Genomic DNA, 26,737 nt, shown 5'->3' with positions numbered 1-26,737 from the left:
GGGAGACAACCATGTGGAAGCAAATGAAGGCGGCAAGATGCGCTTTCGGACGTCACCTGCGCGCGATTCTCGCGGCCGCGGCTCTGGTTCCGACGATCCCGACGCCGGGCCATGCTGCGGTCGAGTACGAAAAGGTCTGCTCAATCTACGGTGCCGGCTTTTTCTACATACCGGGGACCGACACCTGTACGAACGCGCAGCAGGCCGTGCAGAGCCAGTTCGATCTTGCACGCCAGATAACCCGTGCAGCGACGGGAACGGCGATGGCAACTTCGCTTGTCAATCCGTTCTTGCCCGCCGGGACCAACTACGCGATCTCGACGCACTGGGCGGTGTTCGACGGCCAGCATGCCGCCGGTGTCGTTGGAATGATCAGGATCCAGGGAAACCTGTCACTGACCATGGGCATCGCGTTCGGTCTCGATCGCGGCAGCTTGACGTCGACGTCTAACCGGACGGCGACGGAGAGTGGCGTGGCGCTCCCGGCGCAGTCGTGGAGCGACGTGCGGACACTTGGGCGAGTCGGTCTCCAGTATTCCTGGTAGGCCGGCGCTGAAGAGCCGTAACGCGAACGCCACCCGGACGATTGACATGACGTCCGGGTGGCGCTGCTCCTGCGAGCGCAGGGAAGGGCGGCTAGCCGATTTCGAGATAGTCCGGATCGGGCAGCTCCGGGAACCGCGCGGGCGGAAGCGTCTGATACAACGCGACCGAGGCGATGTCGTCCTGCAACGGAAGATACTTTGCCTTCTTGATGCTGGGCAGCCAGCCCAGCGCCTGGATCGTCACGCGCAGATCTGAGCGGAAGCGCACGGGATCGGGGATGTACCAGCGGTACATGCCGAACCGCTGCTGCGATTTGTAGACACCGTCGGGGCGGATCACCTGCGGCAGGCCGGCATAGGGCGTGGTGAATTCCTGGTAGCGCGATTGCTGCGCGGACCCCTGACCGGAATGCGCGACATAGGGATCGAAATTGTAGGCGCCGTAAAAATAGTCCTCGGTGCCGGTGCCGCAGTTGGTCGGGAATTCGCCGTCGCCGTCGACGAAGAATTTGATCTCGCCTTCGCCCCACCAGCCGTTGTTGTTGACGCCCCAGGCCATGCAGGTCCCGACATAGTGGCCGCGGCCGCTGATGCCTTCGAGTATGGTGTAGACCTCTTTGTAGGGCAGCGGATTGGTGCGTCGGAACTGCGCATGGAAGTAGGCGATCCGGAAAACGCCATGGTGTCCTCGATAAGGGGCTAGCGACATCTCGATATATCGCCCCCGAATTCACCAAAAGATGAAGACGATCACGCACGGAAAGGGTCCGCGCGCGATCGCGCGTCGGCTCAGGCGACGCGGTACTCTCTGAATCTCTCGCGCAGCGCCGATTTGAGGACCTTGCCGGTGCCGGTCATCGGGAATTCGTCCATGAACTCGACGGCGTCAGGCATCCACCAGCTCGCGATCTTCGGACGCATGTGATCGAGCAACGTCTTGCCATCAACGGTCGCGCCATTCTTGCGGACCACTAGGAGCAGGGGCCGCTCCTGCCATTTCTCATGGTTGATCGCGACCACGGCGGCTTGCAGCACATCGGGATGAGACAATGCGACGTCCTCGAGCTGGATCGATGAGATCCATTCGCCGCCGGACTTGATCACGTCCTTGGAGCGGTCGGTCAGCGTGACGTGGCCCTGCGGGTCGATCACGGCCATGTCGCCGGTGATCAGCCAGCCGTCGCGGTCGAGGCCTTCGTCGAGCTTCATGTAGCCAGAGGCAACCCACGGTCCCCGCGCGCGCAGATGGCCGACGCTCTTGCCGTCGCGCGGCAACTCGGCACCGCCGTCATCGACGATGCGCAAACTCGTGCCGAAACAGGCGCGGCCCGACACCTGGCGGCGGTCGAATTTCTGCCTGTCGTCTAGATGCTCGGAGCCCGGCCGCAAGCCCGGCATCGAGCAGCCGAGCGCCTCGGTCATGCCCCAAGCCTGGATGTAATCGATGTCGTAGTCGCGCTTGAGCTTCTCGACCATCGCGCGCGGCGGCGCCGAGCCCGACGACAGCGTTGCGCGCAATGTCGAGAATCTGTTGCCGGTGCGTCCGAGCCAGTCGAGCAGGATCAGCCAGAAGCTCGGCACACCCGCCGACAGCGTCACCTTCTCGCCTTCGAGCAGCTCGTAGAGCTTGTCGGGCTCGTAATTGCGGCCGGGCAGCACCAGTTTCGATCCGGTATAGGGCGCGGTGAACGGCATGTTCCAGCCGTTGCCGTGGAACAGCGGCGCCATCGGCATCATCACCTCGCGCACGCCTTCGACATGGCCCGGCAGGAAGTCGAAACTGGAGCAGGTCATGGTCTGCAGGATCGCGGCGCGGTGCGAATAGATCACGCCCTTCGGATTGCCCGTCGTGCCCGAGGTGTAACAGATCGTGGACGCCGATTTTTCGTCGAACTCCGGCCAGGCGAAGCCGGCGTCGTTCTCTCGTCCCAGAAGCTCCTCGTAGCAATGGACGTTGGCAAGCTTGGTTTCCGGCATTCGCTCGCGCGAGGACATCACGACAAAGGCCTCGATCGACTTGAGCTGCGGCGCGATCGCCTCCACGATCGGCAGCGTGGCGCGGTCGATGAACAGAACCCGGTCCTCGGCGTGGTTGACGATGTAGACGAGCTGTTCGGGAAACAGCCGCGGGTTGACGGTGTGCAGCACGTAGCCCATGCCCGGCGCGGCATAGAACATCTCGAAGTGACGGTGCGTATTCCACGCCAGTGTACCGACGCGGTCGCCGGCCTTCATGCCGAGCCGCTTCAACGCCAGCGCCATGCGCTTGATGCGCGGATGGGCGTCCGCATAGGTGTAACGATGAATGTCGCCCTCGATCTCGCGCGCGACGACCTCGGCCTCGCCGTGATAATCCGCGGCATACTGGATCAGGCCGCTGATCAGAAGCGGCATGTCCATCATCAATCCCTGCATCGTTCCTCCGGACCGCGATGTCGTTGCATGGCGTACGTGTGATGTGCGCTTGAGGTTAGCGGAACGCCACGCGACGTTCACGCAAAAAGCGAGGGACGTGATTGCATGCATCACTTTTTCAGGGCTAAGTGATGCGAGCTGCCGGCGAAGCAGTGTCCGCCGGGGAGGAAATGGATGTCAGCGGAAAGACACAAGACTGGTGCAGCCGACGAATCTACAATCGACATTGCCGCACTCCGTGCACGCTATCGTGACGAGCGCGATCGCCGCCTGCGCACCGAGGGCAAGGCGCAGTATGTCGAGGTGACCCGCGAGTTCGGGCGCTATCTCGACGATCCCTGGGCCGATTCCGGATTTGCGCGCGAGGCTGTCAGCGAAGAGACCGAGGTGCTCATCGTGGGCGGTGGCTTCGGCGGCCTGCTTTGCGGCGCGCGACTGCGCGCGGCCGGCATCGATGATTTCCGGATCGTTGAAAAGGCCGCCGATTTCGGCGGCACCTGGTACTGGAATCGCTACCCCGGTGCGGCCTGCGATACCGAGAGCTACATCTACCTGCCGCTGCTGGAAGAGACCGGCTACATGCCTGTGCGCAAATATGCGCGGGCTCCCGAGATCTACGAACATTCGCGCCGCATCGGCCGTCACTTCGGTCTCTATGGGCGGGCACTGTTTCAGACTGTCGTCGCGCGCATGGAATGGCAGGAGCAGGAGGGACGCTGGCTGGTCGAGACCGATCGCGGTGATCGCATCCGCGCGCGCTTCGTCATCCTTGCCGGCGGCCCCCTGAATCGTCCGAAGCTGCCGGGCATTCCCGGCATCGAAGACTTCAGGGGACACAGCTTCCACACCAGCCGCTGGGATTACGGCTACACCGGAGGCACGGCCGAAGGTGGTCTCACGGGTCTTGCCGACAAACGCGTCGGCATCGTCGGCACCGGCGCCACCGCCGTGCAATGCGTGCCGCATCTCGGCCGCTCCGCCAAAGAGCTCTACGTCTTCCAGCGTACGCCGTCTGCGATCGGGGTGCGCGACGACCGTCCGACGGAGCAGAGCTGGGCGCAGGGGCTCAAGCCTGGCTGGCAGCGCGAGCGCATGGACAATTTCACCGCGGTGATCTCCGGCGAGCCGTTCGAACAGGATCTGGTGCAGGACGGCTGGACCGGCCTGCTCGGCGAGATATTGCTGGCGCCGCGCCGGCAGAAGCAGCCGGTGACCTCGATCGAGGAGGCGCTCAAGGTCATCGAGCAGGCCGACTATCGCAAGATGGAAGAGATCCGGGCACGCGTCGATGCGATCGTCAAGGACGAGGCGACTGCTTCGGCGTTAAAGCCCTGGTACAAGGCGTTCTGCAAGCGGCCGTGCTTCCACGACGAATATCTCGACACCTTCAATCGTCCCAACGTGCATCTCGTCGACACCAGGGGGCAGGGCGTCGAGCGCATCACCGAGAATGGCGTCGTGGTCGACGGCAAGGCCTATGAGCTCGACTGCCTGGTCTATGCCAGCGGCTTCGAGGTCGGCACCGACTACGCCCGCCGCATGGGCTTTGAGGTGTATGGACGCGACGGCGTGAGCCTGTCCGCGCGCTGGCGCGACGGCGTTAAGACGCTGCACGGCTTCTACAGCCGCGGCTTCCCGAACTGCTTCCAGATCGTCACGGTGCAGGCCGGCCAGAGCGCCAACTTCCCGCACATCATCGACGAGCAGTCGCAGCACATCGCCTATGTGATCGCCGAGGTGCGCAAGCGCAAAGCCCGGACGCTGGAGCCGACGCTGGACGCCGAGAATGCCTGGGTCGACGAGGTCGTCAAAGCCGCGCTCGGCCGCCAGGCTTATCTCGCCGAATGCACGCCCGGCTACTACAACAATGAAGGCGTGTTCGATCCGATTGCAGCAAGAAACAGCCAGTATTGGCGCGGGCCGGTGGCGTTCCTGCGGCTACTCGACAAGTGGCGCAAGGAGGGCAATTTGGCAGGGTTGGAATTGACCCAAGGAATTGCCGGAGAGGCGGACCGCTCCCAGGTTCCGGCTCGGACAGCATGATCCCGGCGCTATCTGGCGCGACGCGGCTCTATGTCATTGTCGGCGATCCCATTGCGCAGGTGCGTTCGCCCGCAGGCGTCAGCGCCGCCTTCGCCGCAGGGGAGCACGACGGCATTCTCGTGCCGGTTCAGGTCGCACCAGCGGATTTGTCCGATTTCCTCTCCGTGGCAACGCGGCTGAAAAATCTCGACGGCATCGTCGTGACCATCCCGCACAAATTTTCCTGCTACCAGGCCTGCGTGAGTGCGACGGAGCGCGCACATTTCCTCCACACCGTAAACCTGATGCGCCGGCGCGCCGACGGTTCTTGGCACGGCGACATGGTAGACGGTCTCGGCTTCGTCGGAGCGGCGCGGGCGAAGGGGATCGATCCGAAGGGGATGCGGGCACTTCTCGTCGGTGCCGGCGGCGCGGGGTCGGCGATTGCACTTGCGCTGGTCGAGTCCGGCGTGAGCCAACTCGCAATTCATGACAGCGCAACTGAGCGCCGCGACGCGTTGATGGGCCGGCTCAACGGGCTCGGCAAGGCGTCTGTGCGGGTCGGCACCGCGGATCCCGCGGGCTTCGACTTCATCGCCAATGCGACACCGGCCGGGATGACGGACGGCGACCCGCTGCCGGTCGATGTCACGCGGCTTGCGCCGTCGGCCTATTGCGGCTGCGTGATCACCAAGCCGGAAGTTTCGCCCTTCATCGCGGCGGCCCGAGAGCTTGGCTGCGTGACAGGAACCGGCACGGACATGTACGAGCAGCACCAGAGCATCATGGTGGATTTCCTGCTCGGTCACAACGGCCAGGGGTAGGCGGTCACCCGGGTGTCAAAGGGCCTTGCCGGCACCGGTTGCCCCTTCTAGGGCTTGACGATCAGGGCCGACGTAGGATCATGCGTCCGCGCGAGCCGGGTCGCGCAGCGTAAGTGAGAGGAACGAGGAATGATCAAGGGCAGGACCGTTGCAAAGGCGGTGATCGGTGCTACCGCGCTGCTTCTCTCGCTGGCGCCTGTAGCCGAGGCCGCGCAATGCGGCAGTTCGTCGGCGGGTTTTGAGGCCTGGAAGCGCGAGTTCAGCGCGGAGGCGCAAGGCAAGGGTGTCGGCCAGACCGCGCTCTCGGCATTGATGCAGACCAATTACGCCAGTGCCACCATCGCGGCCGACCGCGGCCAGCGCAGTTTCTCGCTGACGCTCGACCAGTTCCTCGCCAAGCGCGGCGCCACCACCATCGTTGCCAAGGGGCGCCAGCTCAAGCAATCGCAAGCCGCCTTGTTCGCCTCGATCCAGCAGCGCTATGGCGTCCCGCCGGGCCCGCTGATCGCGATTTGGGGCATGGAGACCGGCTTCGGCAGCCAGCGCGGCAACCAGAACATGCTCTCCTCGATCGCGACGCTCGCCTATGACTGCCGCCGTCCCGAATTCTTCACCGACCAGCTCTATTCGGCGCTGAAGCTGATCGATCGCGGGACGCTGTCCGGGGCAACCCGCGGCTCGATGCATGGCGAAGTCGGCCAGACCCAGTTCATGCCCAAGAATATCCTGGCCTATGGCACCGGCAATCTCGAAGTTGCCGCCAATGCGCTGAACTCAACGGCAAATTTCCTCAAGGCGCACGGCTGGCGCGCAGGAGCCGGTTACCAGCCGGGTGAGGCGAATTTCGGCGCCATCGAGGCCTGGAATGCTGCCGGCGTCTATCAGAAGGCGATCGCCCTGATGGGACGTCAGATCGACGAGGGAGCGGGAGCAGCCGCCGCGCGTTGAGCAGCTCAGCAAGCCGTGATGCGCCAGCACGAGAAAGTTGTTGCCATCAGGAACCGACAGCACGACGTTTGCTTTGATCAGTTCGGGGCTGGGCATGAGGAGACTCAACATGGCGACCCAGATCGTGATGGACCAGACTGGCGACACGCGCCACGAGTTTGATCCTGGCAATGCCGAAGCGTTGGCGCGAGCCGAACGGCGCTTTCGGGAGCTGACCGGAGCAGGCTTCACCGCCGCGCTGCGAACCGGACCCGGCGAAGTCACCCGGATCCGATCGTTCGACCCGGCCGTGCAGGAAACGCTGTTCTATCCCCGCCTGGTCGGCGGTTGATTTGAGCTGCTCATGATCGCGGCAGTCTGGCTCCGCGGGCCGGCGCGTGCGCGTCTGCATGCCCTACGCGAACTCTATCGGCGTTTCTTCGGCGAGAACACGCCGGATGCCCGCGGCCGCCGGCTTATGGCCGAATGGCTGTCACCGGCGCAGCGCGCTCAGTTCGAGCAATACCGGTATTTCGATGTCGTCGGCTGCGATACCGGTAAGACCTATCGCATCCATTATGGCACGGCCGCCAATGTCCATGAGATCGACGAGGCCGGAATTGCGACGATGGGGTGGTGCTTCATCCCGTCGGGCTTCCTCGTCCCCGGGGACGTGATGCTCGCACAGAAGATCGCGCTCGAGACGGACGAGAGGGGCGCATTGGCGCTCGCCAACAGGTTTCCGCCGGCAACGCATTCGGAGCACTTTTACCGCCGGCCGTTCTAGCGCCGGGAAGGCGAACCGCTCAGTAATGCGTCGTGCGATAGGCATCCAGCGCGTGCGCGGCAAAAACGCCGGCGCTGCAAAGGGCGAGCAGGGCCGAGATCAGCTCGATCATAGCTCGTCCTCCTGCGGCGGCAGGGCGACGAGGTGCTGACAGCAGGAATAATCCCAGATCAGGTCGAGTAAGAATTGCATGGCGGCCGTCCCTGTATGATTTTGACCATTAAATAACCGGCTATCTGTTTCAGGCGTGTTTCGTCGTATCGGGAAACGGGTTTCGTGGGCCCCCCTTGGCTGGTTTGTGCGTTTCGGAGCCGCTACATCCCGCTCTTCCTCAATCCTGTTAGCCGCGGAAGCGGCGCATCACATTGCGAGGCGAAATCATGGCGCGGGTCGAGTGGTTCGACGATCTCACCATCGGAATGCAGTTCAAATCCCCTGAATTTCACGTCACCGAGGCCGACATCAAGCGTTTCGCGGCTGAGTTCGATCCGCAGCCGATGCACCTCGACCACGAGGCCGCCAAGGAGACCCTGTTCAAGGGCCTCGCCGCCTCGGGATGGCACACCGCCGCGATTGCCATGAACCTCGCGATCCAGACCCGCCCTTTCGGCCTGCATCCGCTGATCGGAGCGGGCGTCGACGGGCTGCGCTGGACCATCCCGGTGCGCCCCGATGACCGCCTGCATCTGGTCGGCGAGGTCATGAGCCTGACGCCGTCGAAATCCAAGCCGCAGGGCATCGCGCTGGTGAAATGGACGATGTTCAACCAGAACGGCGAGGAAGTTTACACCTTTACCCCGATCGCGATCGTGCCGCGTCGGGAGTAGGGCACGGGCCGCACTCTACACAGGCGCCTGAACCCCTTGCGAGCCGTCGGCAGAGGTGGTCATCTTGGCCCGGGAACAGGCTGGAGGCTGACATGAAACGATTCCTTCTCGCCGCCGGGGTGCTGGCCGGCGCCTTGAGCGCGGTCGCTTTGACCGCAAGGCCGGTGCAGGCGCAACAATCCAAGGTCGGCGACTGGAACATCGAAAAGCGTACGCAGGACGCGCATTGCAATGCGAGCCGCGGCTACAAGGACAAGGAAGACGAGAATCGCGACTACGTCATCGTGATCACCTATTCCGAGAAGGCCATCGTGATGGTGATGATTTACGACGGCTGGGAGTGGGACAAGGTCGGCGAGATACTCCGGGCCGACGTCGGCACCGATGACGCCGATATCATGAAGAAGGCGAAGTGGGAGGTCATGGACAAGACCACCGTGCGCGGCATCTTCGAATACGATCAGTCGATGATGGACCGGCTCTCGAAGGCAAAGCGCCTCTCGGTCGATTTTGAGGACGATGACGACGACAGCATCGAGATGCAGATCCCGCGGGCCGGCGAAGCGCTGGCGGCGCTGAAATTCTGCGAGGAGAATCGGAAGTAATTGCCGGAGCCGGCAGGATCGGCCGCGACAAAATCTTGCGGTGCGCGCCGGCGCGTGACTCATCGCACACAGTTCGCCCGCTGTTCGCATTTATCCTAGTCTTTGGCGAAAACGTCCAAGCCGCATCCTGCGGTTGACGTTACGCAAGGACGATGTTCGATATTCCAGCATTTTGTTGCAATGTTTTCCCATCGTCGAAGGCGGCGATTGACCGGCCCGTCTCCTCCGCCAGTTCCCGGTTCTCGCTCTCTCGCGCGCGCGCAGGCAACACGCAGATTGCGTCGTCCGGCCGATGACGATCCTCCAGGCAAATCGGTTCTCGTCTCTGCTCGGCGAGATCTACGACGCGGCAGTCGAGCCCGCGCTGCGCAGCGGGGCGCTGGAACAGGTCTCCCATTACGTTGGCGGGTGTGCCGCGACCATCCTCTCCAGGGATTCAGCCGGGCTCTCGATCGAGATTCATCAGCATTTCGGGACCGAATCCCGCTTCCGTCAGCTTTATCGCGACCGATATGTCGAGCTCGACCCCCTGATTGATCGTCATCTCACGCTCGCGGCCGAGCAGACGATCGGCGTGACCGACGTCATGCCTCATGCGGATTTTATGGCAACGAGCTTCTACCGCGAGTGGGTGGAGCCGCAAGGAGCGATAGACCTTGCAGCCGTGGCGCTCGAAAAGTCGGCCGCGCGCACCACGATCCTGCAGGTGTTGCGCCACCGGTCCCGCGGAACAGTCGACGAGCCGATGCGTGAGCGTATGCGGCTGCTTGCCCCGCACCTTCAGCGTTCCAGAATCATGGGCCGGCAGATCAGGGCGCGCTCGCATACCGTAGACGACCTTGCCGATGTCCTCGACGGGTTGAGCACGGCGGTTTGCCTGCTCGACGCAGACGGACGGGTCATGCACGCCAACGCAGCATGCCGCCGGCTGTTCGCCGATGCCAATCTGCTGGCACTCGTCGGCGACCGGATCGTGGCCCGCAACACCCAGGCCGACAAAATATTCCGCAGCCTGTGCGAAATCGATGCAGACAGCGAAATTCTTTCCGCTGCTCGCCGACAGATCGAGCTTGCGACGTCGGTCGATGGACAGCACTATCTGCTCCAAGCTTTTCCCCTGAAGCGGGATCGCAGTCTATCGCGAGATGTTGCCGCCACGGCGCTCTTCGTTCAAAAGGCCTCGACGACGCCATGGCTCGCAGCCGATGCGATCGCAGTGGCCTTCAGGCTGACGCCGTCCGAACTGCGCGTGCTGATGGCCATCGTCGAGATTGGCGGAGTTCCCGACATTGCGGCAAAGCTCGGCATCGCCGAGACGACGGTGAAGACACATCTCGGCCGCCTGTTCGAAAAGACAGGCGCAGGCAGGCAGGCTGATCTGGTCAAGATCGCAGCCGGCTTTGCCGTTCCGTTCGCGCGGCGAACGAACGGCGGTGAAGACGCCGTGTGATCCATTTCACACGCTTCGTTGTTACGCGCAGCGATCTCAATCCATTGTGATGAGTCAGGCTCGCGGGTCCTCCGAATGCAGGACGCGCGCCATCTGATACTTTCGTATATCGCGCTCCATAAAAGTGACGAGCAGCAAGCGCCGCGCGACGGCATCGAACGCGCGTGTGAGGAAACGACAGCGTGTGGCCGGACCTGCTCGTCGGTTGGGAGGGATTGCAGTGAGCCAATTTGATTTTTCCGTTCTCGATGTTTCAACCAACGATATTCCCGAAAACGAGCGCATCCCGCTACTTCGCGATTTTTACTGCCGCGGGGTGTTGAAGGCGGAGGTCGAGGCAAGGGACGGAAAGCCGGCCGCGGCGAGCTTCACGTCTCACGTCTTGCCGGAAGCCCAGCTGTTGATCGGAGGATTGTGCGGAGCGCGAGTCATCCGCACCAAGCAGCTCGTGGCCGATGGCGACGACAGCTTCGCCCTGATCGTGAATCGATCCGGCGTGCTTGGGATATCCGAGCGAGGACACGATTTGAACCTTCACCCAGGAGAGGCGGTCCTGACCAGCGCGGAGGACGTCACCACGTTCGAGCGGGTGTCGCTGGGCAGCTGCTTCTCGCTGCGTGTGCCGAGACGTGTGCTGGCGCCGATGATCGTGGACGTCGATGATGTCGTGATGCGTGTCATGCCGGGGAGCTCGACGGGGCTTCGATTGCTGGTCGACTACGCGGTGACGCTGGTGCGGGAGAAAGTCTTCGCGACGCCCAATCTGCGGCAGCTGGGGGTCGGACATCTGCACGATCTTCTGGCGCTCGTGCTCGGTGCGCCCCATGAGACGCGTGAACTGGCCGGACGGCGCGGCGTCAAGGGGGCTCGACTCCAGAAGGCGAAGGTCTCCATCTCCAACAATTGCTGGCGGCAGGACCTGTCGGTGGCCACGGTTGCACAGGAGCTCGGCGTGACGCCGCGCTATCTCCAGCGCCTTTTCGAGGCCGACGGCAAGACGTTCTCCTCCTTCCTGATCGACCAGCGCGTCAAGCGCGCCCATCGCATGCTGCGGGAACCCGGATATGCCGAGCGGACGGTGAGCTCGATCGCCTACGATGTCGGCTTCGGGGATCTCTCTTATTTCAACCGCTGCTTCCGTCGAACTTATGGCGCTACGCCCAGCGACGTCAGGAGCGGCGACATGCCGTGACCGCGCGCGACTGATTTCAGCGCATCACCACACAAGGCGGCATGGTGCGCGGTTCTTGCGAACAGGCCGGGGCTTATCGCAGCGCGCCGTATTCGGCCGACTACGTGTTCTGGCGCGCGGAGTAGATCATGATGCAGCGTTGCGCGCGGCGTCGGCAGCCGGAGTGTTGAATGCGCCGTTTTTTCTTCGACCTTCTGGTCGGCAATATCGTGAAAATCGACCCTAGCGGCATGGTGTTCGAATGCGCCGAAACAACATTCGTGGTGGCCAACGAGATGGCAAGCCATCTCTTTGTGTGGCGCGACGATCTGCGCGATCGCGACGCCTGGATCTGCGTCAGGGACAATAGCGGGCGCGAGATCTACCGCGCCGCGGTCTGGTCGGAGAATGCGGAGAAGGCCGGCTGGGACCAGGCGTAGTGCCTTTGGCGGCAGTGTCGCAACTGTGCAGCAGTGGCTGACGAAACGGATTCTGTTCGTTGTGAGCCGGGGTCCGGTCGCCTCCGTCCAAGTCAAATGCGACCATCAATGTCAATCTCGTCGCGCCGAACACGAAGGTGTCATCGTTGAACTCCGTCGCGCTACCGACCTTCGTCAACTTCAACGGAGCCATCAACATCGATACGTCTGGCCGCAGCCGGCGCGGTCGAGGGCATGATGATGTCCGACCAGAGCCGCACCGGCACCGCGAAAGGTGGCGTTCGCGTCGCGTTCTGAGCCGGCATTAGCCCCGGCGGCTTGAGCACGACGCCCGTCGGCCGGGCTCCATCCGCCCGGCCGGCGCGTCCTCCGATCGGAGGATGCCGCATGTTTGGGCTGTGGTACGCTTGGTGATATTGATCGCTCAGGCCATTTATAGCCATGCACGGACCGCGGAAATTAGCCGAACTGGTCGAGGCCATCTACGATGCCGGGCTCGATCCCTCGCTGTGGAATAACGTCGTCACCGGCATCCGCGACTTCGTCGGCGGGCAGGCCTGCGGGTTGTTTTCCAAGGATTCGATCAGCAAGTTCGGCGTCACGCACTATTATTGCGGAGCGGACCCGCACTACATCCAGCTCTATTCCGAGACGCATTCGAAGTTCGATCCGCTCACGGTCCTGCCTCCGCACGGCCAGATCGCCAGCATTCCCGATCTCGTCAATTTCGACGTATATCGGAGAGGGCGCTTTTACCAGGAGTGGATGAAGCCGCAGGGCTGCAGCGATGCGGCCAACGTCGTGCTCGAGAATTCGAATGCGAGTTGCCCGGTGATGATGACGGTGCTGTCGGGCCGCCGGATGGTGGATCCGGTGATGAAGCAGCGGCTCTCGCTGATCGTGCCGCACGCCAGCCGCGCGTTGCTGATCAACCGCGCCATGACCTCGCAACTGACGCTGGCGACCGCGTTCGCGGAGGTCCTGGACAATCTTGCCTGCGGCATCTTTCTGCTCGATGTGTTCTGCCGGGTGGTGCACGCGAATTCCGCGGGGCGCGCCTTGCTCGCGGCCGACGATCTGGTTCGATCCGTTGCCGGGCAACTCGTGACCAGCAGTGCGGAGGCCAACCGGACGCTGCGGGAAGCGTTCGCGACCCGCAATGAAATTGCGCTGCTGGCTGCAACGGACCATGCGTTTCCGCTGCTTTCACCTGGCGGCGAGCGCTACGTCGCGCACATCCTGCCGCTGTCGTCCGTGCTGCGGGACGGCAGCGAGCGGGTGGTCGATGCCGTCGGCGCGCTGCTGCTGCGCAAGGTGTCGTTTGGCGGACAGTCCTATGGCGAACTGGTCGCGCGGACCTTCGATCTCACGCCGGCCGAGCTGCGCGTGTTCCTGTCGATCGTCGAGGTCGGTGGCATCCCGGAGACGGCGGTTGCGCTCGGTATCGCAGAAACGACGGCGAAGACGCATCTGCATCGCGTGTTCGCCAAGACGGGCGTTTCGCGTCAGGCCGGTCTCGTCAAGCTTGCGGCGGGGTTCTCCAATCCGCTCGTCAACTAAGCTGCCAATTGTGCCTTCAGGGTTGAACCTTTCGCTCCCGTGATAGACTCACAATGGCCGGCGGGCACGAAGAGCATTTCGCCATCTCCATGTGTCACCATTGGCTGTTCCGATGCCCCGACCTCCAAAACCGTCCGAGTTGATCGAGACCATCTATGACGCCGGACTCAACCCGGAGTTGTGGAGCGACGTCGTTGTCAAGCTCAATGCCTTCATCGGCAGCCAGGCCTGCGGTCTGATTTCAAAGGACCCGGTCAGCAAATCAGGCGCGACGCATTATTACTGTGGGGTCGATCCGCGCTACATTCGGCTCTATGCGGAGACCTACGCTCAATACGACCCGCTTGCGCGGCTTCCGCGCTATGGCGAGGTGCGCAACATCCCCGATCTCGTGGATTTCGACGAATACCGCCGTGGCCGCTTCTATCAGGAGTGGCTGCGCCCCCAGGGCTGCATCGATGTCGCGAACGTGGTGCTGGAGCAGTCGAAGTCGCCGTGTCCGATGCTGATGACCGTGATCCCGGGCAGGGAGATGCTCGACGCCGAGCAGCGGGCGCGGATCCAATTCCTGGTTCCGCATGCGAGCCGGGCGCTGCTTATCAACCGGGCGATTGAGCGGAAGCAGCAGCGCGCGATCGCGCTCGCCGACGTCGTGGACCAGTTGAATGCCGGCGTGATCCTGCTCGATTCGGCGTGTCATATCGTCCATAGCAATCCGGCCGCGGAGACGATCCTTGGTGTCGATGATGTCCTGCGGTCTGTCGCTGGCCGGCTGGTGGCGAGATCCCCCGCTGTAAATTCGGCCCTGCGCGATATCTTCCGTGACACGGGCGAGGTCGCCTTGGCGGCCTCTGCGGGGCGGAAAATTCCGCTGATGTCGCATGACGGTTCCTACTATGTCGCGCACGTCATGGCGCTGCCGTCGCTGCTGCGCGAAGGTGCGGCGGAGCGCAGTTCCGCCGTGGGCGCCTTGTTCATCTGGAAAGCGGAACTCGACGGCCACTCATGTGCCGGCCTCATCGACCGCACCTTCGAACTTACTCCTGCAGAACTCAGGGTCCTGCAGTCGATCGTCGATGTCGGCGGTGTCCCGGAGACGGCGGTTGCGCTCGGCATCGCGGAGACGACGGTGAAGACACATCTGCATCGCGTGTTCGCCAAGACCGGCGTTTCCCGTCAGGCCGATCTCGTCAAGCTCGCAGCTGGATTCTCCAATCCGCTCGTGCACTGAGACGCGCTCAAGGCGCAGGCGAGTCGCCGCAGCTCGCAATAGGTTCAATCAGAAGCATCATTAGAAAGTTATCGCGCGTCGTTCGATCGAATGACGCGATTTTCCGCGTTGTCTTCTACTAGAGGTCACACGATCTGTTGTTCGACGTATCAGATATTTGTGTGAAGCAACTCACTGCTAGCGGAAGTGAAATTCCGTCAACCTCGCGTGCAGGTTGAGAGGAGAGTGTCATGCGAACGGCGTCACCAATTTTGACAAGCAGGTTTCGCGATATCGTCGCCCGCATAGGCGAGGCATTCCGCGCGCAGCGCGAAATCGACGCGCGGCGCGCGTTGCGGCGCTATCGCCACCTGCTGGAGCAGCCGCACGAAGCGCCGTGTTTGAATGAAATTATTCCCGTCTCCCGCGAAGAGGATACCTTTGAAAATGCCAACGGAGTTGATCCGCGCGAGCGCAAGACCGGTCACCCCGAATTCGAGCGTGCGTAACGTCAGCGTCGTCGCGATCGCGCTGACCGCGGCGCTCGTCGCTCTCCAACTGGTTGGCCTCGCGGTGCTGGAGCGATCTTGCGCTTACGCGCATCCGTCGATTCCACTTGAGCCGGCCGTTTGCACCGTGAGCGCCGGTGTCCCTGTCTCGCAAATTCGCTACGACTGACCGGAGGGTGCATTGTGCCTGATGTCACGACTCTGATGCTGCTGAGCGTTGCCGTGTTCGCCGGTGCCTTCGTCTCCGGGCTCTCGGGTTTTGCTTTCTCGGCGGTGGCGGGTGCCATTCTGCTCAGGGTTTTTCAGCCGCTCGAAGCCGTGCCGCTGATGATGGCGTGCAGTATCGGCGTGCAGGCCACCAATCTGTGGGCACTTCGGCGCAACATCCGCTGGGAGGGCAGTCTGATGCTGATCGTCGGCGGATTGATCGGCGTTCCCATCGCGGTCTCGCTGTTGCAGTCCGCGGACACGCATCTGCTCCGGCGCGGCTTCGGCCTCATCGTCGCGCTCTATGCCGCTTACATGCTGCTCCGGCCGACGCTGGTGACGGCCGGCGCGGCGGTCGGGCGGCATTGGGTCGCTTTGATCGGGTTTGGAGGAGGGCTGGTCGGCGGGCTGACCGCGATGCCCGGCGCGATCCCGACGATCTGGTGCGACATGCGCGGCATGCCCAAGAGCGAGCAGCGCGGGTTGGTACAGCCGTTCATCGCCGTGATGCAGCTGTTCGCGATCGTCCTGCTGGTCGGACACCAGGACCTCTCGTCAAAAGTTTTCGTCGACCTCGCGGTCAGCCTGCCGGCGCTGTTCGCAGGTTCCGCGCTCGGCGTGATCGCCTTCCACAGGGTCAACGAGACGGTCTTTCGCAAGACCGTGCTCGTGCTGTTGTTGCTCTCGGGGATTTCCCTGGTCTAGTGCCCGACGGTTTGCACCGGCGACGCGCTGGTGTCGCTGCCGTGATGCGTCAGCGGCTTCATGCCGGTAACGGTCCGCAGCAGCACATAGAACACCGGTGTCAGGAACAGGCCGAACACGGTAACGCCGATCATCCCGGAGAACACGGCGACGCCCATGGCACGCCGCATCTCCGAGCCCGCGCCGGTCGAGAGCACCAGCGGCAGGACGCCCATGATGAACGCCATCGACGTCATCAGGATCGGGCGCAGTCGTAAGCGACTCGCCTCGATTGCAGCCCGGATCGGCGTACGGCCTGCGAATTCGAGCTCGCGCGCGAATTCGACGATCAGGATCGCGTTCTTGGCGGAGAGTCCGACCAGCACGATCAAGCCGATCTGGGTGAAGACGTTGTTGTCGCCCTTGGAGATCCAGACGCCGAACATCGCGGCCAGCAGGCCCATCGGCACGATCATGATGATCGAGAGCGGCAAGGTCAGGCTCTCATAGAGCGCGGCCAGCACCAGGAACACCAGCAGGATGGCCAGCGGGAACACCCAGAGGCCGGAATTGCCGGCGATGAACTCCTGATAGGTCAGGTCGGTCCATTCGAAGGCAAAGCCGGGCGGCAATGTCTCCGCCGCAATCCGCGTCGCGACTTCCTGCGCCTGGCCGGAAGAGAATCCGGGCGCAGCCGCCGCGTTGATGTCGGAGGACAGGAAGCCGTTGTAGCGGATCGCGCGTTCAGGGCCTGCGCTCTGGCGGATCGTCATGAGCGCCGACAGCGGCACCATGTCGCCGGAGGACGAGCGCACCTTCAACTGCCTGATGTCGTCGGCTCGCGCGCGGAACGGCGCATCGGCCTGGACATAGACTGAATAGGTGCGGCCAAACTTGTTGAAGTCGTTGACGTAGTAGGAACCGAGGTAGATCTGGAGCGTGTTGAACACTTCCGTCACGGGCACGCCGAGCTGGAGCGCCTTGGTGCGGTCGATGTCGGCAAAGAGCTGGGGCACGTTGACCTGGAAGCTCGAAAACACACCGGCGATCTCCGGCGCCTTCTGCATTGCGGCTACGAACGCGTTGGTCGCGTCGTTCAGAGCCTCGTAGCCGAGACCGGCGCGATCCTCGATCTGCAGCTTGAAGCCGCCAATGGTGCCGAGCCCGTTGACCGGCGGCGGCGGGAACATGGCGATGAAGGCTTCCTGGATCCCGGCGTACTTCTTGTTGAGGTCGGCGGCGATTGCATTTCCGCTCAGCGATGCGCCTTTGCGCTCCTCGAACGGCTTCAGCGTCGAGAACACGATGCCGGCGTTGGAGGAGTTGGTGAAGCCCGAGATCGACAGGCCGGGGAATGCCACCGAGCTCTCGACACCGGGCTGGGTCAGGGCGATGTCGCTCATCTTGCGGATCACGTCTTCGGTGCGGTCGAGCGTTGCACCATCAGGCAGACGCGAGAAGCCGACCAGATATTGCTTGTCCTGACCCGGCACGAAGCCGCTCGGGACCTGCTGGAACAGCAAGGCAGTCACGCCGACCAGGACCACATAGAGGCCCATCACGGCGGCCTTGCCTGAGATCACTTTGGTGACGGTGCCGCTGTAATTCTCCGACGAGCGTGTGAACGCTTTGTTGAAGCCGCGGAAGAACCAGCCGAGGCCCTTTTCCATGATGATCGTCAGCCGGTCCTTCGGTTCGTCGTGACCCCTAAGCAGCAAGGCCGACAGCGCCGGCGACAGTGTCAGCGAGTTGATCGCGGAGATCACGGTCGAGATCGCGATCGTCAGCGCGAACTGCTTGTAGAACTGCCCGGTGAGGCCGGAGATGAAGGCGAGCGGCACGAACACGGCGATCAGCACCATCGCGATCGCGATGATCGGGCCGGACACCTCGCGCATCGCCTGATAGGTCGCATCGCGCGGCGACAATCCGCCCTCGATGTTGCGCTCGACGTTTTCGACGACGACGATGGCGTCGTCGACGACGATGCCGATCGCGAGCACCAGGCCGAACAGGCTGAGCGCGTTGATGGAGAACCCGAACACGTGCATCACCGCGAAGGTGCCGACGATCGACACGGGCACCGCCAGCAGCGGAATGATCGAGGCGCGCCAGGTCTGGAGGAACAGGATCACCACCAGCACCACCAGTGCGATCGCCTCCAGCAGCGTGTGGATCACAGCCTCGATCGAGGAGCGCACGAACTGGGTGGGGTCGTAGACGATCTGGTAGGACACGCCTTCCGGCATGTTCTTCTTGATCTCGGCCATGGTGGCGCGAACGTGGTCGGAAATCTCGAGCGCATTGGAGCCGGGCGCCTGGAAGATCGGGATCGCCACCGCCTGCTTGTTGTCGAGCAGCGAACGAAGGCCGTATTGGGAGGCGCCGAGCTCGATGCGCGCCACGTCGCGCAGCCGCACCACCTCGCCATGGGTGCCGGTCTTGACCACGATGTCGCCGAACTGCTCCTCGTTCGCAAGCCGCCCTTCGGCGTTGACGGAGAGTTGCAGGTCGATGCCCTTGACGTTGGGGGAAGAGCCGACCACGCCGGCGGCGGCCTCGACGTTCTGCGCCTGGATCGATCTGACGATATCGCTTGCGGTCAGGCCGTGCTCGGCGGCCTTCTGCGGATCGACCCAGATCCGCATCGAATAATCGCCGGCGCCGTAGAGCTGGACGTCGCCGACGCCGTCGATCCGCGCCAGCCGGTCCTTGACGTTGAGCACGGCGTAGTTGCGCAAATACGTCATGTCGTAGCGGTTGTTCGGAGACAGCAGATGCACGACCATGGTGAGGTCGGGCGATGACTTCTTGGTGGTGATGCCGAGCTGGCGCACCACGGCGGGCAGGCGCGGCTCGGCCTGCTGCACGCGGTTCTGCACCAGCTGCGTCGCCTTGTCAGGATCGGTGCCGAGCCGAAACGTCACCGTCAGCGTCATCGCGCCGTCGGTGGTCGCCTGGCTCGACATATAGAGCATGTTCTCGACGCCGTTGATCTGCTCCTCGATTGGCGTCGCTACCGTCTCCGCGATCACCTTCGGATTGGCGCCGGGATAGGTCGCACGCACCAGCACCGAGGGCGGCACGACGTCGGGGTATTCCGAGATCGGCATCGCGAACAGCGAGATCAGGCCGGCGAGGAAGATCAGGACCGACAGCACGCCGGCGAAAATCGGACGATCGATGAAGAACTTTGAGAGATTCATGGCCTTGCCCCTGCGCGAGAGACGACTGTCCCGTCATCCCTAGGCGCGGGCAAAGCCCGCGAACCCGGAATTGAGAAGTGATGTCCTGATAGTTCAACGATTTCGTCATTCCGGTTCGCGCTGCCCGCGCGCTCCGGAATGACGGAGAACGCTAACGCTGCACGACGTCCTGGTTGCTGTGGTTGGATGCCTGCTGCGGCCCGCGCGCACCCATCGCCGCGATCTCCGTCTTGAGCAGGGCACCCGGCCGCACGCGCTGCAGGCCGTTGACGATGATGCGGTCGCCGGTCTTCAGCCCCGCCGTGACGATACGCAAGCCGTCGACGGAGCCGCCGAGCGTGATCGGCCGGTAGACTGCACGGCTGTCGTCGCCGACCGCCATCACGAACTTCTTGTCCTGGTCGGTGCCGATCGCGCGCTCGTCGATCATCACCAGCATCTGCTGTTTCGGCTGGCCCATGCGCACGCGGGCGAACTGACCGGGGATCAGACGCCCGTCCTCGTTCTGAAACACCGCGCGGACACGGATGGTGCCGCTCTGGCCGTTGACCTGGTTGTCGATGAGCTGGATGTGGCCCTTCGCCGACAAGTCACCCGAGGTCGCCATCGCAACCGGGATCTGGTCGAGCTTGCCGCGCTGGCCGGAAGCATCCGCGATCGAGTTCAGCGCACGCAGCACGACCTCTTCATCCGCATCGAACGACGCGTAGATCGGATTGACCGAGACCAGCGAGGTCAGGACCGGGGAGGCGGTGCCGGCGGCGACGAGATTGCCGACGGTGATCTCGATTTTGCCGACGCGGCCATCCATGGGGGCGCGCACCTCGGTGTAGTCGAGATTGAGCTTTGCGGTCTGAAGCGTTGCTTCAGCCGCCTTCACGTTGGCGATGGCTTCGCGGTTGGCGTTCTCACGCTGGTCGTAGTCGCGCCGCGTGACCACGGCGTTGCCGACGAGCTGCGCGCCGCGCTCGAGCTCACTCTGGGTGAACACGACGCGGGCTTTCGCCGCCTCGAGCTGCGCGTTGGCCTTGTCGACCTCCGCCGCGTAAGGCGCCGGGTCGATCTTGAACAGGATGTCACCGGCCTTCACCAGCGTGCCTTCGGTGAAGTTGGTCGACATGATCGCGCCTGCCACGCGCGGGCGAAGCTCGACGCGGTTGATGGCCTCGAGACGGCCGGAAAAGTCGTCCCACAGCACGGTCTGCCGCGGCTCGATCATCGCGACGGTGACGGAGACGGCTTGCTCGGCCGCGGCGGCGGTTGCCGTCGCCTGGGCTGAACGGAAGTAGTGGCCGGTCGCGATCGATCCGGCTACGGCGAGGGTGCCCACGATGGCGACACCGCCAAGGAGGCGGCGAAAACGGCCGGTGCGGACGGTATTTTGGGCAGAATTTTGGGAGGGATGCATTTGCGCGCTCCAGATATGTAGTGTTCGCTACAGATGTGGAGCTGGATGCCGCAGTGCAAGATACTTATGTACCATTCACTAAGAAAATTGTAGCGGCCTACCGCAAGAATTGGAAGACGGCAGGAAAATAAAGCTAGAACAACTAGATAGGATTTGGCGTTAGTCTCCGGCAGACCGCGAATTCCGAGGAGAACAGGCACATGGGCATGGGACGCCCCCGCGAATTCGACGCCGAGACGGCGTTGGACCAGGCGATGGAAGTGTTTTGGCGCCATGGCTATGAGGGCGCCACGATTGCCCAGCTCACCGAGGCCATGGGCATCAATCCTCCGAGCCTTTACGCTTGTTTCGGCAACAAAGAGGGCCTGCTGAAAGCCGCGCTCGACCGCTACACCAAACTGCGCGGCGTCTGGATGGACGAGGTGGTGGCAGCGCCGACCGCCCGCGAGGTCGCCGAGCGGATGCTGACGGGCATCGCCGACAGGCAGACCGATCCCGCCAATCCGCCGGGCTGCCTGCTTGTGCAAGGCGGCATCGCCTGCGGCACTGGATCAGAAAGCGTCCCCTTCGAGCTCGCCACCCGTCGCGCCCAGAACGAGGACCAGCTCCGCGACCGTTTTGTTCGCGCCAAGGCCGAAGGCGACCTCAAGCCGACCTCAGATCCTGCCGCGCTCGCGCGCTATGTCTCGGCGGTGTCCGTCGGCATGGGCGTGATGGCGTCTTCAGGCTCCGACCGCGAGGCGTTGCAGCAGGTAGCGAGTGTCGCCGTGCAGGCGGTCGAAGCGCAGTCGGCCGACGGAAAGTGATGTCTGCCCGCGTCGCGGCCTCACTCATCTCGCGGATTGCGTAGCAGGCAGCGGTGGTGGCGGGACGAAGCCGCCGAATTCGCGTTCGAGAAATTCGACGAGATTGCCGCGGTTCCACGCATGCGATCAAACTCTCTCCCGAATTCCTGCAAATCTCTGCCATCTACCAAAGGTAGATTGCTCCCGGTGAAGCGTGGTCAACAACGCGTCTTGCAAGAAGTTCTGCAGGCGTCAGGGCCCGCTTCCGACAATGAAATGGGAGTTACGCCATGCAGCATCTGCCGAACGATACCTTCGACGTCCTGCTCGACCAGTTTGGTCAAATCAAGACCGTGTACGGAGACCCCGGCTTTCCCGCAGCCAAGGACGTCTGGGGCGGCAACGACACCGTGACGGCGACGGTCGCCGCGCTCAATGCAAAACTCACGATTTTCGGCGATGACCACACGATGTTGCTTGGTCACTCGCAAGGCGGAAACGACACGCTCATCGCGGACATCGGTGGCGGCTGGAATACCGACCTTGTGGTGGGAGATACCCAGGCGATGATCGACGACACCAAGGGCGGCAATGACACCATCGTCGCGGATGCCGGCCGCACCGTCTATACGACGATCTCGGCCTTCGGCGATGCCGCTGGCGACATGTCGGGCAACGCGCAAGGCGGCAATGACGACATTACCGGCTCGGTCGCGTGGCGCGGCGGCGCCAACCTGTTTGCCGGCGACACCGGCGGTTCCATGATAGACACCTCGCGCGGCGGCAACGACATACTCGATGTCAGCGTGCTCACGACGGACGGAGGGGCGACTGTAAGCGGTGACGCCATCGGTTCCCTGAGGGGTCTCGCGCATGGCGGCAACGACAACTTGACCATAACCTTGAACGGCGACAGCGCCATCTCAGGCGGAACCTTGTTCGGGGATTCGGCGGAATCCCTGATGGATTTCGCCCAGGGCGGCGACGATGTGCTCACCGCCAAGCTCGACGGACGGTACACGAATGCCGTTTCGCAGATGTATGGCGATGCGTCCACCATGGTGGGCAATTCCCATGGCGGCAACGACATCCTCAATGGCGGCGCGGGCCGCGATTTCATGTATGGCGACGCGCGAATCTATGAACCGGCGACACCAGGCTCGATCACCGGCGGCATCGATACGCTGAACGGCGGAGCCGGCGACGACCGGATGTGGGGAGGGGGAAACAGCGACTTCTTCACCTTCAACACCGGCTCCGGCAACGACACGATCGTCGACTTCGATCAGGGCAACAAGGCCATCGGCAGCACGGCGGTGGAACATGACTTGATCGACGTACAGAACTACGGCTTTGCAGACTGGACCGCACTGGCGAGCCTGATCCGCGACAACGCCGCCGGCGATGCCGTGATCCATCTCTCCGCCAACGATTCGGTCACGCTCGACGGCGTCCATGCCGCGAGCCTGCATCCGACCGACTTCATCATCTGACGAAGTTGAATCAAAAGCGGCGGTGTTGCTCCGCAAAGCGCCGGGCGACATCGGGATTGCGACGGCACGCCGACGAGTTCCACCAATCTTCATCGCAATCAAACTCTATCCCGGATTCCTGCAAATTTCCGCCGTCTACCGAAAGTAGATTCGTCACGGTGAAGCGTGGTCACAGCGCGTCGCGCAAGAAGCTTGCCGGCGTCAACCCGCTTCCGACAATGAACTGGGAGTTACGCCATGCAACATCTGCCGAACGACACCATCGACGTCCTGCTCGACCAGTTTGGTCAAATCGAAACCGTTAACGGAGATCCCAACTTTCCGACCGCTACCGACACCTGGGGCGGCAACGACAGCGTGACCGCAACGATCACCCAGCCCGAAGCAGAGGTCACGATCTTCGGCGACGACAACACGACTCTACATGGCCAGTCCCACGGCGGCAACGACACGCTCACGGTCAATTTCAACTATGGCTGGAACGCCGCCCTCGTGGTCGGCGACGCCCAGGCGATGACCGACGACGCCAGGGGCGGCAACGACACCATCGATGTCGAGAACGGCTCGATGTACACCAACGTGCATGCTTTCGGTGATGTCGCTGGCGACATGTCGGGCAGTTCGCACGGCGGCAGTGACACCATCATCGGCGCGGTGGGTTGGCGAGACTACGACAATGTGTACGCCGGCGATGCCGGCGGTTCCATGAGCGGTACGGCGCAGGGCGGCAATGACACGCTCGACATCAGTCTGAACACCATGGAGGGCTCAGCGATAGCCAGCGGCGATGCTATCGGCTCCATCAGCGGCGATGCCATTGGCGGTAACGACAACATCACCTTCACCTTCGGCGCCAACATTGTCTGGACCGGCGGATTTGCGTACGGAGATTCGGCGACCTCACTGACCGACAATGCCCAAGGGGGAGATGACATTCTCACCCTCAAGACCGGTGGCCCTGACACCCTCCAGCTTACGAACCCAGCGCTCTACGGCGATGCTCCGACCATGTCCGGCAATGCTGATGGCGGCAACGATATCCTCACCGGCGGAGCGACCAACGATTTCCTGTATGGCGATGCGAAGGTCTATAACCCCGCGACGCCGGGCTCGATCACCGGCGGCAGGGATATCCTCAACGGCGGCACCGGCAATGACGAGCTTTCGGGCGGAGGAAACAGCGACACCTTCGTCTTCAACACCGGATCCGGTAATGACCTCATCACTGACTTCGATCAAGGCAACAAGGCGGTCGGCAGCACCGCGACCGAGCACGACCTGATCAATGTGGGTGATTATGGGTTTGCGGACTGGACGGCGCTGTCGAGCCTGATCAGCGATAATACCGCCGGCGATGCCGTGATTCATCTGTCGGCGAGCGACACCATCACGCTGGACGGTGTTCACGCCGCCAGCCTGCACCCGACCGACTTCCTCATCTGAGCGAGTTGCTCCGGGAGCAACCATCTTGCCCCGCCTACAGCGGGGCGAGATGCGGGTTACACTTCCTCGTCCTGCAGATCCCCTCAGCACGCGCCACTCGTCCGCTGACACCGGCGGCGGGCCGCTCAGCCTGCTGCCGGCGTCGGCCCCCATGCGGCCAATCGTTCAATGGCCGACGCACGGCGTCTTCCGTTGGCATCGGCGGCACGCGCTGTTTTGCCCGACGAGTCAAACCGCCTTCGCTCGCGGGGGTCGCGCAATGGGGTGCGAAATTCTTCAATGATTTGTGCTGATTTGTACTGTGCATGGGGTTGTTTTCGCGTTTTTTTACCGAGCGTCCTGCGGGGACCGGCGCTTCATGCGAGATCGATGGGCCTGTACGAGCTGCTGCTCGCGTGGCATTGGGGGCGGTGAAGCCTGGACACTGACGAGCATGTTCGCCCTGACATTCCTTGGGACCTCGGCCAGCGTTCCATCGGCGGAGCGCAACCATCCAGCCCTCCTGGTCGAGGCAGCGGGCAAGCGTATTCTGGTCGATTGCGGCGAGGGCACGCAGCGGCAGTTGCTACGCAGCGGCGCCGGCTTTCGGCGGCTTGACCGCATCCTGCTGACGCACGCCCATCTCGATCACGTGCTCGGCATCCCCGGTCTGTTCTCGACGCTGGGGTTACGCCAGAACTCCGACGTGATGACCGTCCATGCAGGGCAGGGTACGCTCGACATCGTCGTCCGCATGCTCTCGGGCCTGTGGGGCGCGGGCAGGGCGCCGATCCCGGTGGAATTCGCGCCGCTGACCGAAGGACAGGTCATCGATGCCGGTGACTTCACCGTCGATTGCTTTCCGGTCCGCCACCGCGACACCGACAGCTTTGGCTTCTCCTTCAAGAGTCCCACCCGTCGTCACCTTCAGCCCGATCGCCTCGCAGCCCTTGGTGTGCCGGATGGGCCGTTGCGCGGAGAGTTGGCCGCAGGACGGCCTGTCGCGATCGCTGACCGAACCATCGATCCCGATGACGTCCTGGGGCCGCCGAGCGGCGGCAAGAAACTCGTCGTGATCGGCGACACCGAAACTACGGATGGGCTGTCACGATACGTCGCTGACGCCGATGTGCTGGTGATCGAAGCGACGTTCCTCGATCGCGACGCCTCGACCGCGCGGGACTATGGCCATCTCACCGCGCGCGAGGCGGCAGCGTTCGCGGCCGCGAACAACGTCGAACAACTCGTGCTGAACCACATGTCGGGGCGCTATCGGGACGAAGAGCTATTGGCCGAGGCGACTAGGATCTTTCCAAACACGCGGATCGCCGCCGACTTCGACCACATCGTCATCTCACCGGCTTGACGTCACTCATCTCGTCAATCCCGACTTGATCGCGAGGTCCTGCACCTCTTTCGTCGCCTGTATCAGCCTCGGCAGCGCCTGGTCGCGGAAGGTCGGCATGTCCATGCGCATCGCATCGACGGTGACGCTCAATCCCCCGATCACGAGACCCTGGGCGTCGAAGATCGGCGTCGCCAGCGTGCGCAGGCCATAGGCGTTCTCGCCGTCGGAGACGGCATGGCCTTTCTTCTTCACCTGATCGAGCCGGGCGAGCAGGGCATCGAGATCGGTCAGCGTGCGCTCCGACAGCTTGACGCGGGGCCGCAATTCCAGTCGCGCGATCTGCTCGTCCCGTGCCAGATGCGCGAGCATCGCATGACCGAGCGCGGCACTGTAGGCGGGAATGCGCGTGCCCGGACGGCGATCCATCTTGTGCCGGTCGAGGCCCGCGCCGATGCGCGCGAGATAGATCACGTCGCCGCCGTCGAGGATCCCGAGCGAGGCTGCATCGCCGACATCAGGTACGAGATCGCGCAGCAGCGGCTCGACGATCGGGCGCAACGAACCGTGCGACAGCACGGTGTAGCCAAGGTCGAGGCAGGCAACCCCGAGCCGGAACCGGCGGCTTTGCGGAACCGCCTGGACATAGCCGACCTCGACCAGGGTCTGGATCAGCCGGAACGCCGTTCCGCGATCGAGATCGGCGCGTGCGGCAATCTCACTCAGGGTCAGCTCGAAGGCCTCGCTGGTGAAGCTCTTGAGCACCGCGAAGGCCTTGCCGACGGAGGCGACGTGATTCTTTGGATTCTTTGCGCTAGCTTGCGATGCGCGCTTTGCGGCCTTCTTTTCGACCTTGGCCATGCTCTAATGCCTTGCCATGACATGTCGCCCTTGA

The 26,737-nt window shown here is 63.2% G+C and carries 27 protein-coding genes; 21 read left to right on the top strand and 6 right to left on the bottom strand.

Translation table 11 applies throughout. The annotated features are described in order from the left end of the window. The first annotated feature begins 11 nt into the window (after positions 1 to 11). Complete coding sequence (locus tag ABIB00_RS06490) at positions 12 to 545, top strand: porin (protein WP_354103770.1); 534 nt, start codon at positions 12 to 14, stop codon at positions 543 to 545. 91 nt (positions 546 to 636) lie between these two features. Here ABIB00_RS06490 and ABIB00_RS06485 read toward each other — a convergent pair whose 3' ends face one another. Together ABIB00_RS06485 and ABIB00_RS06480 are read right to left on the bottom strand one after the other, a co-directional pair. After that, the gene (locus tag ABIB00_RS06485; protein WP_354103769.1) at positions 637 to 1,254 is read right to left on the bottom strand and encodes a glycoside hydrolase family 172 protein; all 618 of its coding nucleotides are present in this window, start codon (positions 1,252 to 1,254) and stop codon (positions 637 to 639) included. Positions 1,255 to 1,334: 80 nt separating this feature from the next. Next, the gene (locus ABIB00_RS06480; RefSeq protein WP_354103768.1) at positions 1,335 to 2,960 is read right to left on the bottom strand and encodes a long-chain fatty acid--CoA ligase; all 1,626 of its coding nucleotides are present in this window, start codon (positions 2,958 to 2,960) and stop codon (positions 1,335 to 1,337) included. A gap of 174 nt (positions 2,961 to 3,134) precedes the next feature. On the opposite strand from ABIB00_RS06480, the gene ABIB00_RS06475 reads away from it, so the two are divergent. The 7 genes from ABIB00_RS06475 to ABIB00_RS06445 all read left to right on the top strand — a co-directional run bounded on the left by ABIB00_RS06475 (position 3,135) and on the right by ABIB00_RS06445 (position 8,952). Further along, on the top strand, positions 3,135 to 5,003 hold the full coding sequence (locus ABIB00_RS06475; RefSeq protein WP_354103767.1) for a flavin-containing monooxygenase: 1,869 nt from the start codon (positions 3,135 to 3,137) through the stop codon (positions 5,001 to 5,003). Further along, a complete protein-coding gene (locus ABIB00_RS06470) occupies positions 5,000 to 5,806 on the top strand; it encodes a shikimate dehydrogenase family protein (protein WP_354103766.1) in 807 nt (268 codons plus the stop codon). The genes ABIB00_RS06475 and ABIB00_RS06470 overlap by 4 nt, the downstream gene beginning before the upstream one ends. A gap of 129 nt (positions 5,807 to 5,935) precedes the next feature. Beyond that, positions 5,936 to 6,754, top strand: a complete 819-nt coding sequence (locus ABIB00_RS06465) for a lytic murein transglycosylase (RefSeq protein ID WP_354103765.1) — start codon at positions 5,936 to 5,938, stop codon at positions 6,752 to 6,754. A 109-nt stretch (positions 6,755 to 6,863) separates the two neighbouring features. Continuing rightward, a complete protein-coding gene (locus ABIB00_RS06460) occupies positions 6,864 to 7,085 on the top strand; it encodes a hypothetical protein (protein WP_247345667.1) in 222 nt (73 codons plus the stop codon). 12 nt (positions 7,086 to 7,097) lie between these two features. Beyond that, entirely contained in the window at positions 7,098 to 7,520 is a 423-nt protein-coding gene (locus ABIB00_RS06455; protein WP_247345670.1) for a hypothetical protein, read from the top strand. A 380-nt stretch (positions 7,521 to 7,900) separates the two neighbouring features. Continuing rightward, positions 7,901 to 8,347 carry a MaoC family dehydratase gene (locus ABIB00_RS06450; RefSeq protein ID WP_247345672.1) on the top strand — a complete coding sequence of 149 codons (447 nt, stop codon included), beginning with the start codon at positions 7,901 to 7,903 and terminating at the stop codon, positions 8,345 to 8,347. 92 nt (positions 8,348 to 8,439) lie between these two features. After that, the gene (locus tag ABIB00_RS06445) at positions 8,440 to 8,952 is read left to right on the top strand and encodes a hypothetical protein (RefSeq protein WP_247345677.1); all 513 of its coding nucleotides are present in this window, start codon (positions 8,440 to 8,442) and stop codon (positions 8,950 to 8,952) included. A 139-nt stretch (positions 8,953 to 9,091) separates the two neighbouring features. On the opposite strand, the gene ABIB00_RS06440 is transcribed toward ABIB00_RS06445, so the two are convergent. Further along, positions 9,092 to 9,349: a hypothetical protein gene (locus tag ABIB00_RS06440; RefSeq protein WP_354103873.1), complete on the bottom strand. Its 258-nt coding sequence runs from the start codon at positions 9,347 to 9,349 to the stop codon at positions 9,092 to 9,094. Between ABIB00_RS06440 and ABIB00_RS06435 the strand changes: the two genes are divergently transcribed. The 9 genes from ABIB00_RS06435 (at position 9,245) to ABIB00_RS06395 (ending at position 16,204) form a co-directional block, all read left to right on the top strand. Next, the gene (locus tag ABIB00_RS06435; protein WP_354103764.1) at positions 9,245 to 10,402 is read left to right on the top strand and encodes a helix-turn-helix transcriptional regulator; all 1,158 of its coding nucleotides are present in this window, start codon (positions 9,245 to 9,247) and stop codon (positions 10,400 to 10,402) included. The two genes, ABIB00_RS06440 and ABIB00_RS06435, sit on opposite strands and share 105 nt — an antisense overlap. Positions 10,403 to 10,622: 220 nt before the next feature. Beyond that, positions 10,623 to 11,594 (top strand): AraC family transcriptional regulator, encoded by a 972-nt coding sequence (locus tag ABIB00_RS06430; protein ID WP_354103763.1) that lies wholly within the window; start codon positions 10,623 to 10,625, stop codon positions 11,592 to 11,594. A 23-nt stretch (positions 11,595 to 11,617) separates the two neighbouring features. Next, positions 11,618 to 11,719, top strand: a complete 102-nt coding sequence (locus tag ABIB00_RS06425) for a DUF3455 domain-containing protein (protein WP_502917793.1) — start codon at positions 11,618 to 11,620, stop codon at positions 11,717 to 11,719. Between the two features lie 45 nt (positions 11,720 to 11,764). Further along, complete coding sequence (locus tag ABIB00_RS06420) at positions 11,765 to 12,013, top strand: DUF6894 family protein (RefSeq protein ID WP_354046688.1); 249 nt, start codon at positions 11,765 to 11,767, stop codon at positions 12,011 to 12,013. 441 nt (positions 12,014 to 12,454) lie between these two features. Beyond that, positions 12,455 to 13,573 (top strand): helix-turn-helix transcriptional regulator, encoded by a 1,119-nt coding sequence (locus ABIB00_RS06415; RefSeq protein ID WP_354103762.1) that lies wholly within the window; start codon positions 12,455 to 12,457, stop codon positions 13,571 to 13,573. Between the two features lie 112 nt (positions 13,574 to 13,685). Then, complete coding sequence (locus ABIB00_RS06410) at positions 13,686 to 14,804, top strand: helix-turn-helix transcriptional regulator (protein ID WP_354103761.1); 1,119 nt, start codon at positions 13,686 to 13,688, stop codon at positions 14,802 to 14,804. Positions 14,805 to 15,034: 230 nt separating this feature from the next. Next, positions 15,035 to 15,292: a hypothetical protein gene (locus tag ABIB00_RS06405; protein WP_354046693.1), complete on the top strand. Its 258-nt coding sequence runs from the start codon at positions 15,035 to 15,037 to the stop codon at positions 15,290 to 15,292. Next, positions 15,285 to 15,461, top strand: coding sequence for a hypothetical protein (locus ABIB00_RS06400; protein ID WP_354046694.1), 177 nt, complete (start codon positions 15,285 to 15,287; stop codon positions 15,459 to 15,461). Before ABIB00_RS06405 ends, ABIB00_RS06400 begins: the two co-directional genes overlap by 8 nt. A 14-nt stretch (positions 15,462 to 15,475) precedes the next feature. After that, positions 15,476 to 16,204, top strand: coding sequence for a sulfite exporter TauE/SafE family protein (locus ABIB00_RS06395; RefSeq protein ID WP_354046696.1), 729 nt, complete (start codon positions 15,476 to 15,478; stop codon positions 16,202 to 16,204). On the opposite strand, the gene ABIB00_RS06390 is transcribed toward ABIB00_RS06395, so the two are convergent. Together ABIB00_RS06390 and ABIB00_RS06385 are read right to left on the bottom strand one after the other, a co-directional pair. Further along, a complete protein-coding gene (locus tag ABIB00_RS06390) occupies positions 16,201 to 19,389 on the bottom strand; it encodes an efflux RND transporter permease subunit (protein ID WP_354103760.1) in 3,189 nt (1,062 codons plus the stop codon). The genes ABIB00_RS06395 and ABIB00_RS06390 overlap by 4 nt on opposite strands. Positions 19,390 to 19,540: 151 nt before the next feature. Further along, entirely contained in the window at positions 19,541 to 20,797 is a 1,257-nt protein-coding gene (locus ABIB00_RS06385; RefSeq protein ID WP_354103759.1) for an efflux RND transporter periplasmic adaptor subunit, read from the bottom strand. Positions 20,798 to 20,997: 200 nt separating this feature from the next. Here ABIB00_RS06385 and ABIB00_RS06380 point away from each other — a divergent pair, with 200 nt between their 5' ends. The 4 genes from ABIB00_RS06380 (at position 20,998) to rnz (ending at position 25,863) form a co-directional block, all read left to right on the top strand. Next, on the top strand, positions 20,998 to 21,603 hold the full coding sequence (locus tag ABIB00_RS06380; protein ID WP_247345715.1) for a TetR/AcrR family transcriptional regulator: 606 nt from the start codon (positions 20,998 to 21,000) through the stop codon (positions 21,601 to 21,603). A 269-nt stretch (positions 21,604 to 21,872) separates the two neighbouring features. After that, positions 21,873 to 23,075, top strand: coding sequence for a calcium-binding protein (locus ABIB00_RS06375; RefSeq protein ID WP_354103758.1), 1,203 nt, complete (start codon positions 21,873 to 21,875; stop codon positions 23,073 to 23,075). 237 nt (positions 23,076 to 23,312) lie between these two features. Further along, positions 23,313 to 24,518, top strand: coding sequence for a calcium-binding protein (locus tag ABIB00_RS06370; protein WP_247446775.1), 1,206 nt, complete (start codon positions 23,313 to 23,315; stop codon positions 24,516 to 24,518). Positions 24,519 to 24,951: 433 nt separating this feature from the next. Then, positions 24,952 to 25,863, top strand: coding sequence for a ribonuclease Z (rnz, locus tag ABIB00_RS06365; RefSeq protein WP_354103757.1), 912 nt, complete (start codon positions 24,952 to 24,954; stop codon positions 25,861 to 25,863). A 6-nt stretch (positions 25,864 to 25,869) separates the two neighbouring features. Here rnz and ABIB00_RS06360 read toward each other — a convergent pair whose 3' ends face one another. Further along, a complete protein-coding gene (locus ABIB00_RS06360) occupies positions 25,870 to 26,703 on the bottom strand; it encodes an IclR family transcriptional regulator (RefSeq protein WP_247446777.1) in 834 nt (277 codons plus the stop codon). Between the last annotated feature and the right edge of the window lie 34 nt (positions 26,704 to 26,737).

The sequence above is a fragment of the Bradyrhizobium sp. LB14.3 genome (assembly GCF_040547985.1).
GTDB lineage: Bacteria > Pseudomonadota > Alphaproteobacteria > Rhizobiales > Xanthobacteraceae > Bradyrhizobium.
This window is presented reverse-complemented; position numbering and strand designations above follow the sequence as displayed.

What these genes read in the sequence shown, in the direction of transcription:
- ABIB00_RS06490 (WP_354103770.1), top strand. Translation starts at nt 12, where the DNA reads ATGTGGAAGCAAATGAAGGCGGCAAGATGCGCTTTCGGACGTCACCTG.
- ABIB00_RS06485 (WP_354103769.1), bottom strand. Translation starts at nt 1,254, where the DNA reads ATGTCGCTAGCCCCTTATCGAGGACACCATGGCGTTTTCCGGATCGCC.
- ABIB00_RS06480 (WP_354103768.1), bottom strand. Translation starts at nt 2,960, where the DNA reads ATGCAGGGATTGATGATGGACATGCCGCTTCTGATCAGCGGCCTGATC.
- ABIB00_RS06475 (WP_354103767.1), top strand. Translation starts at nt 3,135, where the DNA reads ATGTCAGCGGAAAGACACAAGACTGGTGCAGCCGACGAATCTACAATC.
- ABIB00_RS06470 (WP_354103766.1), top strand. Translation starts at nt 5,000, where the DNA reads ATGATCCCGGCGCTATCTGGCGCGACGCGGCTCTATGTCATTGTCGGC.
- ABIB00_RS06465 (WP_354103765.1), top strand. Translation starts at nt 5,936, where the DNA reads ATGATCAAGGGCAGGACCGTTGCAAAGGCGGTGATCGGTGCTACCGCG.
- ABIB00_RS06460 (WP_247345667.1), top strand. Translation starts at nt 6,864, where the DNA reads ATGGCGACCCAGATCGTGATGGACCAGACTGGCGACACGCGCCACGAG.
- ABIB00_RS06455 (WP_247345670.1), top strand. Translation starts at nt 7,098, where the DNA reads ATGATCGCGGCAGTCTGGCTCCGCGGGCCGGCGCGTGCGCGTCTGCAT.
- ABIB00_RS06450 (WP_247345672.1), top strand. Translation starts at nt 7,901, where the DNA reads ATGGCGCGGGTCGAGTGGTTCGACGATCTCACCATCGGAATGCAGTTC.
- ABIB00_RS06445 (WP_247345677.1), top strand. Translation starts at nt 8,440, where the DNA reads ATGAAACGATTCCTTCTCGCCGCCGGGGTGCTGGCCGGCGCCTTGAGC.
- ABIB00_RS06435 (WP_354103764.1), top strand. Translation starts at nt 9,245, where the DNA reads ATGACGATCCTCCAGGCAAATCGGTTCTCGTCTCTGCTCGGCGAGATC.
- ABIB00_RS06440 (WP_354103873.1), bottom strand. Translation starts at nt 9,349, where the DNA reads ATGGGAGACCTGTTCCAGCGCCCCGCTGCGCAGCGCGGGCTCGACTGC.
- ABIB00_RS06420 (WP_354046688.1), top strand. Translation starts at nt 11,765, where the DNA reads ATGCGCCGTTTTTTCTTCGACCTTCTGGTCGGCAATATCGTGAAAATC.
- ABIB00_RS06415 (WP_354103762.1), top strand. Translation starts at nt 12,455, where the DNA reads ATGCACGGACCGCGGAAATTAGCCGAACTGGTCGAGGCCATCTACGAT.
- ABIB00_RS06410 (WP_354103761.1), top strand. Translation starts at nt 13,686, where the DNA reads ATGCCCCGACCTCCAAAACCGTCCGAGTTGATCGAGACCATCTATGAC.
- ABIB00_RS06405 (WP_354046693.1), top strand. Translation starts at nt 15,035, where the DNA reads ATGCGAACGGCGTCACCAATTTTGACAAGCAGGTTTCGCGATATCGTC.
- ABIB00_RS06390 (WP_354103760.1), bottom strand. Translation starts at nt 19,389, where the DNA reads ATGAATCTCTCAAAGTTCTTCATCGATCGTCCGATTTTCGCCGGCGTG.
- ABIB00_RS06385 (WP_354103759.1), bottom strand. Translation starts at nt 20,797, where the DNA reads ATGCATCCCTCCCAAAATTCTGCCCAAAATACCGTCCGCACCGGCCGT.
- ABIB00_RS06380 (WP_247345715.1), top strand. Translation starts at nt 20,998, where the DNA reads ATGGGCATGGGACGCCCCCGCGAATTCGACGCCGAGACGGCGTTGGAC.
- ABIB00_RS06375 (WP_354103758.1), top strand. Translation starts at nt 21,873, where the DNA reads ATGCAGCATCTGCCGAACGATACCTTCGACGTCCTGCTCGACCAGTTT.
- ABIB00_RS06370 (WP_247446775.1), top strand. Translation starts at nt 23,313, where the DNA reads ATGCAACATCTGCCGAACGACACCATCGACGTCCTGCTCGACCAGTTT.
- rnz (WP_354103757.1), top strand. Translation starts at nt 24,952, where the DNA reads ATGTTCGCCCTGACATTCCTTGGGACCTCGGCCAGCGTTCCATCGGCG.
- ABIB00_RS06360 (WP_247446777.1), bottom strand. Translation starts at nt 26,703, where the DNA reads ATGGCCAAGGTCGAAAAGAAGGCCGCAAAGCGCGCATCGCAAGCTAGC.